The sequence below is a fragment of the Cellulomonas sp. A375-1 genome (assembly GCF_001040865.1).
Lineage (GTDB): Bacteria > Actinomycetota > Actinomycetes > Actinomycetales > Cellulomonadaceae > Cellulomonas > Cellulomonas gelida.
In genome coordinates this window covers 50,444-66,801 of sequence record NZ_LFKW01000018.1, presented here as the reverse complement: position 1 = coordinate 66,801, position 16,358 = coordinate 50,444, and the positions used below count along the sequence as shown (strand labels likewise).

Annotated in this window: 16 protein-coding genes; 12 read left to right on the top strand and 4 right to left on the bottom strand. The window is 73.3% G+C overall.

The genetic code is table 11. The features are described from left to right. Positions 1 to 96 precede the first annotated feature (96 nt). Positions 97 to 1,287 carry a xylose isomerase gene (gene xylA / locus CWIS_RS02120; protein WP_048341570.1) on the bottom strand — a complete coding sequence of 397 codons (1,191 nt, stop codon included), beginning with the start codon at positions 1,285 to 1,287 and terminating at the stop codon, positions 97 to 99. A gap of 78 nt (positions 1,288 to 1,365) precedes the next feature. Here xylA and CWIS_RS02115 point away from each other — a divergent pair, with 78 nt between their 5' ends. The 4 genes from CWIS_RS02115 (at position 1,366) to CWIS_RS02100 (ending at position 6,144) form a co-directional block, all read left to right on the top strand. After that, complete coding sequence (locus CWIS_RS02115; protein WP_082156148.1) at positions 1,366 to 2,634, top strand: ROK family transcriptional regulator; 1,269 nt, start codon at positions 1,366 to 1,368, stop codon at positions 2,632 to 2,634. Positions 2,635 to 2,699: 65 nt separating this feature from the next. Continuing rightward, positions 2,700 to 3,767 (top strand): beta-propeller fold lactonase family protein, encoded by a 1,068-nt coding sequence (locus CWIS_RS02110; RefSeq protein WP_048341569.1) that lies wholly within the window; start codon positions 2,700 to 2,702, stop codon positions 3,765 to 3,767. Between the two features lie 156 nt (positions 3,768 to 3,923). Next, positions 3,924 to 5,300 (top strand): glycosyltransferase, encoded by a 1,377-nt coding sequence (locus CWIS_RS02105; protein ID WP_048341568.1) that lies wholly within the window; start codon positions 3,924 to 3,926, stop codon positions 5,298 to 5,300. Between the two features lie 106 nt (positions 5,301 to 5,406). Further along, positions 5,407 to 6,144 carry a phosphoglyceromutase gene (locus tag CWIS_RS02100; protein WP_048341567.1) on the top strand — a complete coding sequence of 246 codons (738 nt, stop codon included), beginning with the start codon at positions 5,407 to 5,409 and terminating at the stop codon, positions 6,142 to 6,144. Between the two features lie 59 nt (positions 6,145 to 6,203). Here the strand turns inward: CWIS_RS02100 and CWIS_RS17385 are convergent, their stop codons facing one another. Then, on the bottom strand, positions 6,204 to 7,226 hold the full coding sequence (locus CWIS_RS17385; protein ID WP_156186514.1) for a hypothetical protein: 1,023 nt from the start codon (positions 7,224 to 7,226) through the stop codon (positions 6,204 to 6,206). A 222-nt stretch (positions 7,227 to 7,448) separates the two neighbouring features. Beyond that, positions 7,449 to 8,111 carry a phosphate signaling complex protein PhoU gene (gene phoU / locus CWIS_RS02090; RefSeq protein WP_048341566.1) on the bottom strand — a complete coding sequence of 221 codons (663 nt, stop codon included), beginning with the start codon at positions 8,109 to 8,111 and terminating at the stop codon, positions 7,449 to 7,451. 260 nt (positions 8,112 to 8,371) lie between these two features. Between phoU and CWIS_RS02085 the strand changes: the two genes are divergently transcribed. The 8 genes from CWIS_RS02085 (at position 8,372) to pstB (ending at position 15,605) form a co-directional block, all read left to right on the top strand. Then, positions 8,372 to 8,776: a hypothetical protein gene (locus tag CWIS_RS02085; protein WP_048341565.1), complete on the top strand. Its 405-nt coding sequence runs from the start codon at positions 8,372 to 8,374 to the stop codon at positions 8,774 to 8,776. 40 nt (positions 8,777 to 8,816) lie between these two features. Beyond that, on the top strand, positions 8,817 to 9,299 hold the full coding sequence (locus CWIS_RS02080; protein WP_048341564.1) for a DUF1269 domain-containing protein: 483 nt from the start codon (positions 8,817 to 8,819) through the stop codon (positions 9,297 to 9,299). A 114-nt stretch (positions 9,300 to 9,413) separates the two neighbouring features. Continuing rightward, a complete protein-coding gene (locus CWIS_RS02075; RefSeq protein ID WP_048341563.1) occupies positions 9,414 to 10,736 on the top strand; it encodes a cell wall metabolism sensor histidine kinase WalK in 1,323 nt (440 codons plus the stop codon). Then, positions 10,733 to 11,452, top strand: a complete 720-nt coding sequence (locus CWIS_RS02070) for a response regulator transcription factor (RefSeq protein WP_048341562.1) — start codon at positions 10,733 to 10,735, stop codon at positions 11,450 to 11,452. The genes CWIS_RS02075 and CWIS_RS02070 overlap by 4 nt, the downstream gene beginning before the upstream one ends. Positions 11,453 to 11,574: 122 nt before the next feature. Then, positions 11,575 to 12,702 carry a phosphate ABC transporter substrate-binding protein PstS gene (gene pstS / locus CWIS_RS02065; RefSeq protein ID WP_048341561.1) on the top strand — a complete coding sequence of 376 codons (1,128 nt, stop codon included), beginning with the start codon at positions 11,575 to 11,577 and terminating at the stop codon, positions 12,700 to 12,702. A 110-nt stretch (positions 12,703 to 12,812) separates the two neighbouring features. Next, positions 12,813 to 13,844, top strand: coding sequence for a phosphate ABC transporter permease subunit PstC (gene pstC, locus CWIS_RS02060; protein WP_048341560.1), 1,032 nt, complete (start codon positions 12,813 to 12,815; stop codon positions 13,842 to 13,844). Next, positions 13,844 to 14,815, top strand: a complete 972-nt coding sequence (pstA, locus tag CWIS_RS02055) for a phosphate ABC transporter permease PstA (protein WP_048341559.1) — start codon at positions 13,844 to 13,846, stop codon at positions 14,813 to 14,815. The genes pstC and pstA overlap by 1 nt, the downstream gene beginning before the upstream one ends. Before the next feature lie 10 nt (positions 14,816 to 14,825). Next, on the top strand, positions 14,826 to 15,605 hold the full coding sequence (gene pstB / locus CWIS_RS02050) for a phosphate ABC transporter ATP-binding protein PstB (RefSeq protein WP_048341558.1): 780 nt from the start codon (positions 14,826 to 14,828) through the stop codon (positions 15,603 to 15,605). Positions 15,606 to 15,735: 130 nt separating this feature from the next. Here the strand turns inward: pstB and CWIS_RS02045 are convergent. Next, positions 15,736 to 16,358 (bottom strand): hypothetical protein (locus tag CWIS_RS02045; protein ID WP_231583634.1); only part of this gene is annotated, 623 nt, incomplete at its 5' end.

Below are 16,358 nucleotides of genomic sequence, written 5' to 3'. Positions count from 1 at the left end.
GTCGCGGCGTCCCGGACCACGACCTTGCAGGACTGGGTCGAGGAGTCGACCCCGGCGACGAGCGCCATGCCTGTTCCGTCCCTGTCCGGTGCTGCGTCAGCCGCGCGCGCCGAGCGCGTGCTCGAGCGCGAGCTGGTTGAGGCGCACGAAGCCGTAGCCGTGCTTGGCCACGCCGTCGACGTCGAAGTCCTCGAACGCCGAGCGGTCGGCGAGGAAGTCCGCGAGCGTCTCGCCCTCGTTCAGCGTGGGCTTGGCGAGCTCGAACACGCCGGCGGCCTCGAGGGCCTCCTTGACCTCGGGGTCCTCGCGGAACGCGATCGCGCGCTCCTTGAGCAGGAGGTAGGTGGCCATGTTGGCGCGAGCCGACTCCCACACGCCGTCGAAGTCCTCGGTGCGCGAGGGCTTGTAGTCGAAGTGCACCGGGCCGGTGTACTTCGGGCCGCCGCTCGGGAAGCCGTTCTCGAGCAGGTCGACCGTGGCGAACGCGGAGAACAGGTCGCCGTGGCCGAACACCAGGTCCTGGTCGTACTTGATGCCGCGCTGGCCGTTGAGGTCGATGTGGAACAGCTTGTCGGCCCACAGCGCCTGCGCGAGGCCGGTGGTGTAGTTCAGGCCGGCCATCTGCTCGTGGCCCGTCTCCGGGTTGAGGCCGACGATGTCGCCGTGCTCGAGCTTGGCGATGAGGCCGAGCGCGTGGCCGATCGTCGGCAGGAGGATGTCGCCGCGGGGCTCGTTGGGCTTGGGCTCGAGCGCGATGCGGAGCTTGTAGCCCTTCTCCTTGATGTACGCGGCGACGGTGTCGATGCCGTCGGCGTAGGCCTGGTGCGCGGCGTAGAGGTCCTTGGCCGAGTCGTACTCGGCGCCCTCGCGGCCGCCCCACATGACGAACGTGTCCGCGTCGAGCGAGGCGGCCAGGTCGACGTTGCGCAGGATCTTGCGCAGCGCGTAGCGGCGCACGCGACGGTCGTTCGAGGTGAACGCGCCGTCCTTGAAGACCGGGTGCGTGAACGTGTTGGTCGTGACCATCTCGACCGTGATGCCGGTCTCGGCCAGGGCGCCCTTGAAGCGGTCGAGGATCTTCTCGCGCTCGGCGTCCGACGAGCCGAACGGGACCACGTCGTCGTCGTGGAACGTCACGTGCGACGCGCCGAGCTCGGCGAGCTTGTGGACCGACTCGACCGGGTCGAGCCACGGCCGGGTGGCGGCGCCGAACGGGTCCTGGGCGTTCCAGCCGACGGTCCAGAGACCGAAGGAGAACTTGTCAGCGGGGGTGGGCTTGCGCACCATCTTCAGACCTCTCAACGTTGAGACGGGGATTAGTTGTACGGATGAACTTATGCCGTCCAGCCGCTAGGGTCAAGCCCTATGAGAGCCACGGCGGCGCGGCAGGCGAGCCTGCGGGAGCACAACCTCGGTCTGGTGCTCCGCACCGTGCTCGAGGTGCGTGCGGTGCACCAACCGCCACGGTCCCGCGCGGACGTCGCCGCCGCCACCGGGCTGGCCAAGGCGACCGTCTCAGCGCTCGTCGACCAGCTCGTCGCCGGCGGACTGCTCGCCGAGCTCGCTCCCGCCGCGCCCCAGCGCGCCGGACGCCCCGCGGTCCCGCTCACCGCCCCGACGGGCACGCTCGCGGCCATCGGCGCCGAGGTCAACGTCGACTACCTCGGCGTGCGCGCGCTCGACCTGGCCGGCACGGTCCTCGACGAGCGGCTCACGCACGCGGACCTGCGGGGGAGCGCGCCCGACGAGGTCCTGCCGATGCTGGGCACGCTCGTCGAGCAGTCGGTCGCGGCACTCGCGGGCGGGCCGCGGCTCGTCGGGACCGCACTCGCCCTGCCGGGCCTCGTCGACCGGACCACCGGGATCCTGCGGCTCGCCCCGAACCTGGGCTGGCGCGACGTCGACGTCGCGCGCATCCTCGCGCAGGCCTCGCCGACGCTCGCCGCGAACCCGCCCCTGCTCGCCAACGAGGCGGACCTCGCCGCCCGCGCCGAGGCCGCGGCGCGCGTCGTGCCCGGCGGCGACCGGCCGAGCTTCGTCTACGTCTCGGGCGAGATCGGCGTCGGTGCCGCGCTCGTGCTCGACGGCGAGCTGTTCGCCGGGCGGCACGGGTGGGCGGGCGAGGTCGGCCACATCGTCGTCGCCGAGGGCCGCACGCTCGAGCAGGTCGCGGGCCAGGACGCGATGCTGAGCGCCGCAGGGCTGAGCGCCGACGAGGGTCTCGAGGCGCTCGTCGCGGCGGCCGACCGCGGCGAACCGCGCGCGGGGCGCGCGCTGGCGACGGCCGGAGCGGCGCTGGGGCTCGCGCTCGCGAACGTCGTGAACGTCATCGACGTCTCCGACGTGGTGCTCGGCGGGACCTACGCCCGGCTGGCGCGCTGGCTGACGGAGCCCGTGCTCGTCGCGATGCGCGACCGCGTGCTCGCCGCGCCCTGGGCCGAGCCGCGCGTGGACGTCGCGCTCGCCGCGCCCCTGCCCGCCATGACCGGTGCCGCGCTCGCCCAGCTCGGGCGGGTCCTGGCCGACCCCGTGGACTGGCTCGCGGACCCCGCGGACCATGCGGAGCCCGCAGAGCCCACGGAGGGCGCGGCGCCCACGGAGCGCGGGGGCGCGCCGGTTCCCGCCGGCGCCTGAGCGGTCCCGGCCGTTCGTCGTCCCACCTGCGCGGACGCCCTCCGCGCGCCGTAGGCTCGGGCACCGTGACCCAGCTCTGGATCGGTACCTACCCGTCGGCCGGCGCCGGCACCCCCGTCGGCCGTGGCGAGGGCATCTGGTCGGTCGACCTCGACGACGCGACCGGCGCGCTGAGCGGCGCGCGGCAGGTGGTCGAGACGCCGTCGCCGTCGTTCCTCGCGACGAGCGCCGACGGGCGCGTGCTCTACGCGGGCAACGAGCACGCGGACGGCACGATCACGGCCTTCGAGGTCACGCCCGGCTCCGAGGGCCTGGACGACGGGCTCGTGGAGCGCGCGTCGCGACCGTCGGGCGGCGACGACCCGTGCCACCTGCTCGTCGACGACACCGACCTGCTGGTCGCCAACTACTCCTCGGGCACGCTCGCGGTGATCGGCCTGACGCCGGACGCGGGGCTCGCCCCCGGCGGGCAGGTCCTGGGCCATGCGGGCGGCGGTCCCGTCGTCGACCGGCAGGACGGCCCGCACGCGCACTTCGTGGCGGTCGCGCCCGGCGGTGCGCACGTGCTCGTCGTCGACCTGGGCACCGACGAGATCCGCCGTTACTCCCGCACCGACGACGGGCTGCGTCCCGACGGGGTCGCCGCGACGCTGCCGGCCGGCACCGGGCCGCGGCACCTGGGCTTCTCGCCCGACGGGCGGTTCGCGTACGTCGTGGGTGAGCTCGACGTGGCGGTGCACGTCCTGGCGTGGGACGCGGCGAGCGCGACCGGCACGCTCGTGCAGTCGGTCGCCGCGGTCGTCGGGCCGGTCACGTCGTCGGACGGCCGCGCGCTGCCCTCCCACGTCGTGGTCGACGGGGACGACGTGCTCGTCGGGGTGCGCGTCGCGGACGTGCTCACCCGCTGGCGCATCGGCGCCGACGGGCTGCTCGCCGACGGGCGCTCGTTCGCGCTCGGCGGGCGGTGGCCGCGGCACTTCGCGGTCGTCGGGCGCTGGGTGGTCGCCGGGCTCGAGCGGTCCGACGAGCTCGTCGTGCTGGACCGTGCGGCCATGGGCGACGACGAGACGCGCGACCCGGTCGTGGCGCGCCTGGCGCTGCCCGCGCCGACGTGCGTCCTGCCCCGTCCCTGACCGGCACGGCGGCGTGCGCGGCGCGCCCATCGGCACGCGGGACGCCCGACTTGAGCAGATGATCCCGGTTGTGACCGAATCGTGATGTTGCCGGCCGGCGTCCGGTCGGTGGGATGTGCCGCGCTCGCCCCTGCAGCGCTCGCGGACTGGGTGAGAATGGCGGCCGGACCGAGTCGAGCTGGAGGAGACGTGGAGCAGGCGCCGCGCGTCGCGATGCTGTCCGTGCACACCTCGCCGCTCGACCAGCCCGGCACGGGCGACGCGGGCGGCATGAACGTGTACGTGCTCGAGCTGTCGCGCGCCCTGGCCGCGCGTGGCGCACGCGTCGAGATCTTCACGCGGGCGACGTCGTCCGAGCTCCCCGAGACGGTCGTGCTGCCGGGCGCCGAGGCCGACGGGACCCCGCTGACCGGTGTCGACGACCGCGAGCGCGTGCGCGAGATCCTCACCGCGGCCGAGGTGCCGCCGGGCGTGACCCCGCCCGTGCTCGTGCACCACGTGCCCGCGGGCCCGTTCGAGCGGCTCGACAAGAACGACCTGCCCGGCCTGCTGTGCGGCATGGCCGCGGGCGTGCTGCGCTGGGAGGCCGCACGCCGGCCCGGCTGGTACGACGTGGTGCACTCCCACTACTGGCTCTCCGGCCAGGTCGGGCGCATCGCCGCCGACCGGTGGGAGGTGCCGCTCGTCCACACCGCGCACACGCTCGCGAAGGTCAAGAACGCGTCGCTCGCCCCGGGTGACGACCCGGAGCCGGCCGCGCGCCTGCTCGGCGAGGAGCAGGTGGTCCAGGAGTCCGACGCGCTGGTCGCCTCGACGCCCGCCGAGGCCACCGAGCTCGTCGAGCTGTACGGCGCGGACCCGTCTCGGGTGCACGTCGTCGAGCCGGGGGTGGACCTCGACCGGTTCGCGCCCGTCGACGACGACGAGCGTGCGGCGGCCCGTGCCGCGCTGGGGCTGCCCGCCGACCGCGACATCGTGCTGTTCGCGGGCCGCGTGCAGCCGCTCAAGGCGCCCGACGTCCTGGTCCACGCGCTCGGCGTCCTGCGCGCCACCGCCCGTCCGGTGCCCCTGCTCGTCGTGCTCGGCGGGCCGTCCGGCCGGTCCACCGCGGTGCGCGAGCTCCAGGCACTGGCGGAGATCACGGGCGTCGGCGACTCGCTGCAGATCCGCCCGCCCGCCTCGCGCGACGCGCTCGTGACCTGGTACCACGCGGCGGACCTCGTCGCGATGCCCTCACGCTCGGAGTCGTTCGGGCTGGTGGCGGCCGAGGCGCAGGCGGCGGGCGTGCCCGTGGTGGCGGCGGCCGTCGGCGGGCTGCGCAGCATCGTCGACGACGGCGTCTCCGGCGTGCTGGTCCGCGGGCACGACCCCAAGCGCTGGGCGACCGTGCTCGCGGACGTGCTGAGCGACCGCGAGCGGCTCGCGTCGTTCGCCGGCGCCGCACGGCGCTCTGCTGAGCGGTTCGGCTGGGAGTCCGCCGCGGACCAGGTGCTCAAGGTCTACGCGGTCGCCCGCGAGCGCGGCGGCACCTGACCCCGCGCGACGCCGAGCGCAACTGGCTCCTAGCCGCGATGCGTGGCGTGCCCGGGGGACGGACGTCCCTGCGACGGTCCGGTGCCGCTGCGGCAGGATGGGTCCCATGACCTACACCCTGGTGCTGCTCCGTCACGGCGAGAGCGAGTGGAACGCGAAGAACCTCTTCACCGGCTGGGTCGACGTGCCCCTGTCGGAGAAGGGCGTCGAGGAGGCCAAGCGCGGCGGTGCGCTGCTGAAGGACGCCGGCATCCTGCCCGACGTCGTGCACACGTCGCTCCTGCGCCGTGCGATCACCACGGCGAACCTGGCCCTCGACGCGGCCGACCGTCACTGGATCCCCGTCAAGCGCTCGTGGCGCCTGAACGAGCGCCACTACGGTGCGCTGCAGGGCAAGGACAAGAAGCAGACGCTCGAGGAGTTCGGCGAGGAGCAGTTCATGCTCTGGCGCCGCTCCTACGACGTCCCGCCGCCCGCGATCGAGCCCGGCTCGGAGTTCTCGCAGGACACCGACCCGCGCTACGCCGGTGAGCCCGTCGTGCTGACCGAGTGCCTCAAGGACGTCCTCGAGCGCGAGATGCCGTACTGGGAGTCGGGCATCGTCCCGGACCTCCAGGAGGGCAAGACCGTGCTGGTCGCCGCGCACGGCAACTCGATCCGCGCGCTCGTGAAGTTCCTCGACGACATCGACGACGACACCATCTCGGGCCTCAACATCCCGACGGGCATCCCGCTGGTGTACGAGCTCGACGAGAGCTTCAAGCCCACCGTCAAGGGCGGCACGTACCTCGACGCGTCCGCGGCCGAGGCCGCGATCGCCGCAGTGGCCAACCAGGGCCGCTGACCCCAGCACACCGGAAGGGGCCGCTCCACGAGGAGTGGCCCCTTCCGCTGTCCCCGCCCTCACGCCCTCCTCGCCCTTCCGCCACGACGAGTTCGGCACTCCTGCGCGAGGTCGGCACCCCCGGCGCGAGCTCGTGCGTCCGGAGTGCCGCGCTCGCGCCTGGCTGCCGATCCCGCGCCAGACTGCCTGCCTGCCTGGCGTGGCGCGCGTGTGGACGGCTGCTGTGGCACGGCTGGCGCGAGGCACGCTGTTCGGAGCGGCCGTTCCGGGAGCGGGTTCAGCTCAACCGCCATGAACGTGGCGCTCTCGGCACCGCGGTACTTGCCCTCTCCGTCGTACTCGGCGAGCACCGCGAACTCCGCCCAGCCCCAGTCGGACCACACGGTGCCGAGGTGGGTGCGCACGGGGACCTGCGTCTGTGGCAGCGGTAGCCCGTCACGCAGCACGACGAACCTGCTGACGGTCTCGTACGGCGACTCGGCGCCCGGATCTGCGTAGGCCACCACGGCCCGCATCCTGACCGCGTGGCGCGCGCGGTGCGCGTCGTGCGCACGGCGGGCGACGTCCTCGGGATCGGCGCCCGCGGCGAGCGCGGCGTCCGCGACGACGAGGCCGGCGACGGGTGCCAGCATCGCGGCGCAGTCCAGCAGCGTCCGCTCGAGGCTCGTGACCCGGACACCGGCGACCGAGCGCACGTCGTCGTCGTCGAGACGCGCGGTATGCCGGACGATGGCGCCGTCGCTGCGCGCACTGGCCCTGCTGGGGTGCATCACATGCACGTGGGCGGGTGTCCGCAGCAGCGGAAGCCCCCACAGCAGTGCCGCGCTGACGTGGGAGAACACCACGGGAGCGCGCAGTCGACGTGCCACGCCGGCCACCCGGGCCAGCGCGAGGGTCCGTGCGTCGAAAGCCGCCGGGTCGGGTGTGGCGTCCACGGGCAGGTAGGTGCCGTAGCCGACCTTCTGCCACCGGCCTGCGCGCAGGTGGGCGGCGACGACCCCGCGCGGTCGGTCCGAGGCGAGGTGCACCAGCGGCAGCCGCGTCGTCGGCGCGGGGCTCTTGGCCCCCGGTCGTCGTCCCATGCCGCGCAGCATCGCCGCTCCGCGAGCGCACCCGGGCCGCCGCGCACCCTCCTGTGGACAACCGGGCGACACCCGGTCCCGCGCCGCCGGCCCGCCCCCGACGAGATCGGCACTCCCGCTCGAGCACGGCAGTCCGGATGCACGAGGTCGAGCGAGAGTGCCGAGGTCGATCGGTGCGCCAGCGGCGGATCAGCCTGAGGCCGCGCCGCTCAGGGCGCGGCCTCAGGCGGGGGTGCTCAGGTCTTCGGCGACGGCGCCGGTGACGAGGTAGGTGACGCGGCGGGCGACGGAGACCGCGTGGTCGCCGAAGCGCTCGTAGTAGCGGCCGAGTAGCGTGACGTCGACGGTCTGCTGCGGGGTGCCGGTCCAGGTGCCGCCGAGCAGGGCGGCGAACGTGTCCTCGTGCAGGCCGTCGAGCAGGTCGTCGTCGGCCTCGATGCTCTCGGCGAGCGCGATGTCGCGGTTCTCGAGCAGCGTGGTGGTGCGGCGGGCGACGCGCACCGCGGCGTCGTGCATCTGCGCGAACGTGGCCGCGAGCGGGTCGGGCACGGCGTGGTTCGGGTAGCGGCCGCGGGCCACCTGGGCGACGTGCCGGGCGAGGTCGCCCATGCGCTCGAGCGTCGCGCTCATCCGCAGCGCGGAGACGACGATGCGCAGGTCGGTGGCGACGGGCTGCTGCTGCGCGAGGAGCAGGATCGAACGCTCGTCGAGGTCGCGCTCCATGGCGTCGATGCCGAGGTCGTCGGCGATGACCGACTCGGCCAGCGCGAGGTCGGCGGTCAGCAGCGCCACGCCTGCGTCGGTCACGGCGCGCTCGACGCGTCGGCTCATGGCGACGAGGTCCTCACCGAGCTGGGTGAGCTCGGCGTCGAAGATGTCCCGCATGTCAGTCCTTCCCTCAAGGCGCGGCCACGGCCGTGGGCCGGGTGGCCGCCCTCACGGTCGCAGGCGAAGGTGAACGAGCGGGACCGTCCGGGTGAACGCCCGGCGGCTTTCTGGGCGACGACCACGCACGGGCGGACCTGCGCGCGTCACCCATTGTGGATGAGATGTACGAACCGGACATCTGGCTAGGCTCGGCCTCGAGCGTCCGCCCGGGTGTGCGACGAGCCCTCCCGGGAGGCCCTGACGAACGGGGGACTGCCATGGAGCAGAGGGTCACGGGGTGGGTCGGCTGGGTCTGGTTCGGCGCGTTCGCGCTGCTCAGCGTGGGCTTGTTCAACCTCATCACGGGTCTGATCGCCGTCTTCGACGAGGACAAGCTGCTCGCCTGGAGCCCGGCGAACGGCGCGTACGTGCTCGACATCTCGACGTGGGGCTGGGTGCACCTGTTCCTGGGCATCCTGCTGACGTTCACCGGGTTCGCGCTGTTCGCGGCGGCCGGCTGGGCGCGCGTGGTCGCGATCGTGGCGATGCTGGCCGCGATCGTCTGGAACTTCTTCTGGCTGCCGGTGACGCCCTGGTGGTCGCTCGCGATCATCGTGCTCGGCGCGCTCGTGCTGTGGGCGCTCACGGTGCACGGTGACGAGGTCGAGCGCGCGGTGCGTTGACCTCAGACGGTGCGGGGCAGGGACGAGAGAGGAGCGGTCGATGACGACGTTCACCGCCTGGAGCTTCAAGGACCCGGACGGCGCCGGCAAGGCCCTCGCGGCGCTGCAGAGCGCGTCGTCGGACGGGCTCGTGAAGATCGTCGACCATGCGGTCGTGCGGTGGCCCGAGGGTGCGGCCAAGCCCGATGTGGTGCACGGGCACGAGGACAAGTGGCGCGGCACGGGCTGGGGCGCGTTCTGGGGTCTGCTGTTCGGCTCGCTGTTCTTCGCGCCGCTGCTGGGCGCGGCCGCGGGTGGTGCGCTCGGCGCGCTGAGCAAGAGCCTCGAGGCCGTGGGCATCACCGAGGACCAGCTCGGGACGATCCGTGACCAGGTGACGCCCGGCACGTCGCTGCTGTGCGCGGTGACCGACGAGGGCAACCTCGACCGGGTCGCGGAGCGGTTCCACGGCCTGAACCTGACGCTCGTGGCCACCAACCTCACCGAGGCGGAGCGCAGCACGCTGCTCGAGGCGTTCGGCTGAACGGACCAGCCACGCGCGCGAGCGCGTGAACGACAGATGAACGCTGGACGAGCGTCCGGTCGCCGAGCGCCCGCCTGGTCTGATGCCGACCGCGCGCCGCCCTAGGGTGGCGCTGTGGACGGTATTGACGGCCTGGCGCCGCTCGTGGCCGGCTTGCTCGGCGTGGGCGTCGGGCTCGCCTCGGCGCTCGCGTTCCGCTGGAGCGAGCGCGCGCAGAAGCACGCGCCGCCCCAGCCCGAGCCCGAGGTCGACGACGGCCTGGTGCGCACGCTCGCCGTGCTGCGCTCGGCGGCCGTCGTGCTGGACGAGCAGGACAACCTGGTGCGCGCGAGCGCCCCGGCCTACGCCCTCGGGCTGGTGCGCGGTGGGCGGATCGCGCCGCCCGCGATCCGCGACATGATCGCCTTGGTGCGCCGCGACGGCGTGATCCGCGACGAGGAGCTCGAGCTCGACCGCGCACCCGTGGGCCGCGGCTCGTTGCTGGTGCAGGTGCGCGTCGCCCAGGTCAGCGGGCGCCACCTCGTCGTGCTGGCCGAGGACCTGACGCAGGCGCGCCGGCTCGAGGCCGTGCGGCGGGACTTCGTCGTGAACGTGTCGCACGAGCTCAAGACGCCCGTCGGCGCGCTCTCGCTGCTCGCGGAGACCGTGCAGGACGCGGCCGACGACCCCGAGGCGGTGCGGCGGTTCGCGGGCCGCATGCAGGCCGAGGCGCAGCGCCTGTCGGCGCTCGTGCACGAGATCATCGAGCTCTCGCGGCTGCAGGTCGCGGGTGCACTGGGCCCGCTCGCGATCGTCGACGTCGACGCGGTCGTCGCCGAGGCCGTCGACCGCGCGCGCACGGGCGCCGCCGCCAAGAACGTGCGCCTCGACGTCGGCGGCGACACCGGCGTGCAGCTCTTCGGCAACCACGACCTGCTGGTCACGGCCGTTCGGAACCTCGTCGACAACGCGATCGCGTACTCGGGCGAGGCGTCGCACGTGGGGGTGGGGGTGCGCGAGCACGGCGACGTCGTGGAGATCGCGGTGGTCGACGAGGGCATCGGCATCTCCCCGTCCGAGCAGGAGCGGGTGTTCGAGCGGTTCTACCGCGTGGACGCGGCGCGCTCGCGGGCCACCGGCGGCACGGGCCTGGGGCTCTCGATCGTCAAGCACGTCGCGGGCGACCACGGCGGCGAGGTCACGGTGTGGTCCCAGCCGGGACGCGGCTCGACGTTCACCATGCGCCTGCCGCGCGTCCCGGGTCCGGACACCGCAGCGCCCGACGAGGGTCCCGCGGGGCCGGCCGACGAGAACGGCGTGACCCGGCTCGACCAGACCACGCTCGACCACACCACGCCCGACCGGACCTCGCCCGACCAGACTTCGCTCGACCCGGGCGCCCACCCCGACACCGACCCCGACCAGGGAGAGCACGTGCAGCACCGGAGTGCGTCATGACCCGCATCCTCGTCGTCGAGGACGAGGAGTCCTACCGCGACCCCCTGACGTACGTGCTGCGACGCGAGGGGTTCGAGGTCGTCGAGGCCGCGACGGGCCCGGACGCGCTCGCGCGGTTCGACGAGGGCGGCGCGGACCTGGTCCTGCTCGACCTCATGCTGCCGGGGCTCTCGGGCACCGAGGTGTGCCGGCAGCTGCGCACGACGAGCGACGTTCCGGTGATCATGCTGACCGCCAAGGACGACGAGATCGACAAGGTCGTCGGCCTCGAGCTCGGCGCCGACGACTACGTCACGAAGCCGTACTCGTCGCGCGAGCTCGTCGCGCGGATCCGCGCCGTCCTGCGCCGGCGCTCGTCGTCGGCCGCCCCCGGCGAACCCGCCGACGAGCTCGAGGACGACGACCTGCTCGTGGCGGGGCCGGTCGTGATGGACGTCGAACGGCACACGGTGCGCGTGCGCGGCGAGCTCGTGGGGTTCCCGCTCAAGGAGTTCGAGCTGCTCGAGCTGCTGCTGCGCAACGCGGGTCGCGTGCTGACGCGCGGCCAGCTGATCGACCGCGTGTGGGGCTCGGACTACGTCGGGGACACCAAGACGCTCGACGTCCACGTCAAGCGCGTGCGCGCCAAGATCGAGGACGACCCCGCGAACCCGTCGCTCCTGGTCACGGTGCGTGGGCTGGGCTACAAGCTCGAGGACGCGATCCCGAGCGCCTGAGGCGTTCGTCGGCCAGCGTTCACCCGGGGTTCACCCGCTGACCCAGGGCGCGTCACGTCGAAGGGCCAACCTGCCGTTGCGCGCACATCCCGGTGCGCATCGGATCGAAGGACGGACCCACAGTGAAGCTCTCCCTCCACGGCCGCGTCGGCGCGGTCGCCCTCGCCGGCGCCCTCGCCCTCACGCTTGCGGCCTGCGGATCGGACGACCCCATCGCTGCCGCCACGGGCGGAGCCGGCGCGAGCGACGCGCCCGCCAGCGACGCTCCCGCCAGCGAGCTGTCCGGCGAGCTCAACGGCGCGGGCGCCTCCTCCCAGGAGAAGGCGATGGACGCGTGGCGCGCCGGCTTCCAGTCGAGCAACCCCGACGTGACGATCAACTACGACCCGGTCGGCTCGTCCGGCGGTCGCCAGCAGTTCATCGACGGCGGCGTGGCGTGGGCCGGCTCGGACTCGGCGCTCAAGCCCGAGGAGATCGAGTCCGCCAAGGCGCGCTGCGAGGCCGTCGACATCCCCGTCTACGTGAGCCCCATCGCGGTCGCCTTCAACCTCGAGGGCGTGACCGAGCTCAACCTCTCGGCGGAGACGATCGCCAAGATCTTCCGCGGCGAGATCACCTCGTGGGACGACGCGGCGATCGCCGCCGACAACCCCGACGCGACGCTGCCGAAGCTCGCGATCACGCCCGTGCACCGCGCCGACGGCTCGGGCACGACGAAGAACTTCACGGACTTCCTCAACAAGGCCGCGGGCGGCGTGTGGACCGACGAGGCGGCCGACGACTGGCCGCTCCAGGGCGGCGAGTCGGGCACCGGCACGTCGGGCCTGATCCAGTCGGTGCAGGCCGCGCAGGGCACCATCGGCTACGCCGACGAGTCGGCCGTCCCGGCCGAGCTCGGCCAGGTCAGCGTCAAGGTGGGCGACGCGTTCGTCGCGCCGACCGCCGAGGCTGCCGCCGCGGCCCTGGCCGCGTCCCCGCGCGACGAGGAGCGCGGGGAGCACGACATCGTCGTGAAGGTCGACCGCACGACGACCGCCGCGGGTGCCTACCCGCTGATCCTCGTGTCCTACGCGGTGGCGTGCCTCGACTACGACTCGGCTGACGAGGCCGCGCTCGTGCAGGGCTTCCTGGGCTACATCGTGAGCGACGAGGGCCAGGCCGCCGCGCAGCAGTCGGCGGGCTCCGCGCCGCTCCCGAGCGACATCGCCGCAGAGGCGCAGGCCGCGGTCGCGGCCATCACCGGCGCCTGACCCCTGTCGTCGGTGGCCGGCCTGTCCCGGGGGGGACGCGGGCCGGCCACCGACGATCTCGCGGCCCCGCCGCGGGACGTCCCCCCCGAGTCCTCCCCGAAGGAGCAGACGTGACTGCCACCACCAGCCCCGCGCCGCCGGGGACCGAGCCGGGCGGACTCCCGGAACCGCGACGCCGGCCGTCGCGCCTGCGCCCCGCAGGTCGGGGCCGCACGGTCGAGCGCGGCGCGAGCCGCGTGTTCCGCTGGACCGCGACGAGCGCCGGGGCCCTGATCCTCGTGGTCCTCGCCGCCGTCGCGGTCTTCCTCGTCGTGAAGGCGATGCCCGCGCTGACCTCGACGTCCGCCGAGCTCGTGGACTCCGTGAGCTTCATGCGGAACTCGTCGTCGCTGCTCGACTACGTCGGCCCGCTCGTGTTCGGCACGGTCCTGGCGGCCGTGCTCGCGCTCGCGCTCGCGGTGCCCGTCGCGATCGCGATCGCGCTGTTCATCTCGCACTACGCGCCGCGCCGCCTGGCCTCGGGTCTCGGCTACGTGGTCGACCTGCTCGCCGCGGTGCCGTCCGTGGTCTACGGGCTGTGGGGCGCGATGGTCCTGGCGCCGATCGTGCAGCCGGTGTGGAGCTGGCTGAACTCGACGCTCGGCTGGATCCCGTTCTTCTCCGGCACGGTCTCGCCCACCGGGCGCGTGATCCTCACCGTGGGCGTGGTGCTCGCGGTCATGATCCTGCCGATCATCACCGCGGTCAGCCGCGAGGTGTTCCTGCAGACGCCCCGGCTGTACGAGGAGGCGGCGCTCGCGCTCGGTGCGACCCGCTGGGAGATGATCCGCATGACCGTGCTGCCGTTCGGCCGCTCGGGCGTGGTGTCCGCCGCGATGCTCGGCCTGGGCCGCGCGCTGGGCGAGACGATGGCCGTGCTGATGATCCTGTCGCAGGGCTTCCTGTACAGCGTGCTGCTCCTGGTCGCCGGGCAGCAGCAGACGATCGCCGCCAACATCGCCGCGCAGTTCCCCGAGGCCAGCGACCAGGGCATGTCGGTCCTCATCGCGACGGGCCTCGCGCTGTTCGTCATCACCCTCGTCGTCAACATGTCGGCCCGTGCGATCGTCGCGCGGCGCAAGGACTTCTCGGGAGCCAACTGATGGCCACCACCACGGACGCTCCCACGCCGTCCTCCTCGTCCGCCTCGTCCTCGGAGCTCGCGAGCCTGCTCCGGCAGGTCGACCCGCGCCGCCGCCGCACCGACCGGGCCATGCGCTGGGTCATCACCGGCGCGTTCGCACTGGCGATGCTCCCGCTGCTGTCGGTCGCGTGGACCGTGGTCTCGCACGGCATCGAGCGGTTCGACATGTACTTCCTGACCCACTCGATGCGCGGCGTGTACGGCGGCATCGACGCGGGCGGGATCTACCACGCGATCATCGGCACGGTCGAGATCACGCTCTTCGCGACGCTGATCTCCGTCCCGATCGGCCTGCTCACCGCGATCTACCTGGTCGAGTACGGCCGGGGTCACCTCGCGCGCGCGGTCACGTTCTTCGTCGACGTCATGACCGGTATCCCGTCGATCGTCGCGGGCCTGTTCGCGTACGCGCTGTTCGCCGTGATCCTGGGCCCCGGCATCCGCATGGGTGTCGTCGGGTCGGTCGCGCTGTCGGTGCTGATGATCCCGGTGGTCGTGCGGTCGAGCGAGGAGATGCTGCGGCTCGTGCCCAACGAGCTGCGGGAGGCCGCGCTCGCGCTCGGGGTGCCGCGCTGGCTCGTCGTGATCAAGGTCGTGCTGCGCACCGCGGTGGCCGGGATCGTCACGGGCGTGATGATCGCGATCGCCCGCATCATCGGCGAGACCGCCCCGCTGCTCATCACGGTCGGCGTGGCCGACTCGATCAACTTCAACCTCTTCGAGGGTCGCATGATGACGCTGCCGGTGTACGTGTACCGGCAGTTCCAGCAGGGGCTGATCCCGTGCTCCGCGGACGACATGTCGTGCATCGCGACCATCACCTACGACCGCGCCTGGGCCGCCGCACTGACCTTGATCCTCCTGGTCATGCTGCTCAACCTCGTCGCGCGCCTCGTCACCCGACTCTTCGCCCCCAAGACCATCAGCTGAGGACCCCCCCATGGCACAGCGCATCGACGTCAAGGACCTGAACATCTACTACGGCGAGTTCCGCGCCGTGGCCGACGTGGCGATGTCCGTCGAGCCCCGCTCGGTGACCGCCTTCATCGGCCCGTCCGGCTGCGGGAAGTCGACCTTCCTGCGCACGCTCAACCGCATGCACGAGGTCATCCCCGGCGCGCGCGTCGACGGGCACGTCGAGATCGACGGCGTCGACCTGTACGCGCCCGACGTCGACCCCGTGGCCGTGCGCCGGCAGATCGGCATGGTCTTCCAGCGGCCCAACCCGTTCCCGACGATGTCGATCGCCGACAACGTGCTCGCGGGCGTGCGCCTCAACAACAAGCGCATCTCCAAGGGCGACGCACAGGACCTCGTCGAGGCCTCGCTGCGCGGTGCCAACCTGTGGAACGAGGTCAAGGACCGGCTCGACCGGCCCGGCTCGGGGCTCTCGGGCGGTCAGCAGCAGCGGCTGTGCATCGCGCGGGCGATCGCCGTCAAGCCGCAGGTCCTGCTCATGGACGAGCCATGCTCCGCGTTGGACCCGATCTCGACGCTGGCGATCGAGGACCTCATCGCCGAGCTCAAGGCCGAGTACACGATCGTGATCGTCACGCACAACATGCAGCAGGCGGCGCGGGTCTCCGACCGGACCGCGTTCTTCAACCTCGCCGGCCAGGGCCAGCCCGGCAAGCTCGTCGAGGTCGACGACACCTCGGTGATCTTCTCCGCACCGCGCGAGCAGGCCACCGAGGACTACATCTCGGGCCGCTTCGGCTGACCGCGCCCGCGGGACCCGTGCCGTCCGGGCGCGTGTCCGGCGCACCGTCCCGGCGCCGTCCTGCCCGGGGGACGACGAACGCCCCGTCGCTCACGTTGCGACGGGGCGTTCGCGCTGCGTGCGTGCGCGCTCAGCCCTCGGGCGCGGCGGTCGGGACCAGCGACGCGTAGTCGGGCAGCGTCCCGTCGAGGACGGGCACCCGCAGGGTCTCGCCGCCCGCGACGTCCGAGCTCACGCTGATCGGGGCGAGGCTGCCGGGTGCGACCGGCGTCGAGGTGACGCCGACACGCTCGGTGACCACCTGCAGCTTGCTGTCGTCCTCGGCGTCGGAGAGCAGGACCGTCTCGCCCGCGGGCAGGTCGATCGTCGCGGGGTCGTCGCTCGGCTCGGCGTCCGCCGCGGCGCCTGCGGCGCCGAACGCGATCGTCAGCGTGACGTCCTGGGTGCCGTCGTTCGTGAACGCGCCGTGCAGCACGCCGGGCTTGCCGGCGCCCTCGGACAGGATCATGAGGTTGATGCCCCGGACGTCGCCCAGCGTGACGCCGACGCCGTCGGACGCGTCGTACGGCTTGCTGGTCTCGATCGGGTTGGTCGCCGAGCAGCCGGCCAGCAGCAGTCCCGCGACGAGCGCGGCGGCGACGCCGCTGGCACGCAGGGGAAGCCGGACGGGCAGGCGGCGGGGGCGGTGCGAGGTCACGATGACTCCTGCTGCCGTCGCGCGGCGACGAGGCGCGCGCGGGTGGTCGAGGGCGG

Coding starts and splice junctions, on each gene's coding strand:
- CWIS_RS02115 (WP_082156148.1), top strand. CDS start 1,366: ATGAGAGCCACGGCGGCGCGGCAGGCGAGCCTGCGGGAGCACAACCTC.
- pstB (WP_048341558.1), top strand. CDS start 14,826: ATGGCACAGCGCATCGACGTCAAGGACCTGAACATCTACTACGGCGAG.
- CWIS_RS02080 (WP_048341564.1), top strand. CDS start 8,817: ATGACGACGTTCACCGCCTGGAGCTTCAAGGACCCGGACGGCGCCGGC.
- CWIS_RS02070 (WP_048341562.1), top strand. CDS start 10,733: ATGACCCGCATCCTCGTCGTCGAGGACGAGGAGTCCTACCGCGACCCC.
- pstA (WP_048341559.1), top strand. CDS start 13,844: ATGGCCACCACCACGGACGCTCCCACGCCGTCCTCCTCGTCCGCCTCG.
- phoU (WP_048341566.1), bottom strand. CDS start 8,111: ATGCGGGACATCTTCGACGCCGAGCTCACCCAGCTCGGTGAGGACCTC.
- CWIS_RS02100 (WP_048341567.1), top strand. CDS start 5,407: ATGACCTACACCCTGGTGCTGCTCCGTCACGGCGAGAGCGAGTGGAAC.
- CWIS_RS17385 (WP_156186514.1), bottom strand. CDS start 7,226: ATGGGACGACGACCGGGGGCCAAGAGCCCCGCGCCGACGACGCGGCTG.
- xylA (WP_048341570.1), bottom strand. CDS start 1,287: ATGGTGCGCAAGCCCACCCCCGCTGACAAGTTCTCCTTCGGTCTCTGG.
- CWIS_RS02105 (WP_048341568.1), top strand. CDS start 3,924: ATGGCGGCCGGACCGAGTCGAGCTGGAGGAGACGTGGAGCAGGCGCCG.
- CWIS_RS02085 (WP_048341565.1), top strand. CDS start 8,372: ATGGAGCAGAGGGTCACGGGGTGGGTCGGCTGGGTCTGGTTCGGCGCG.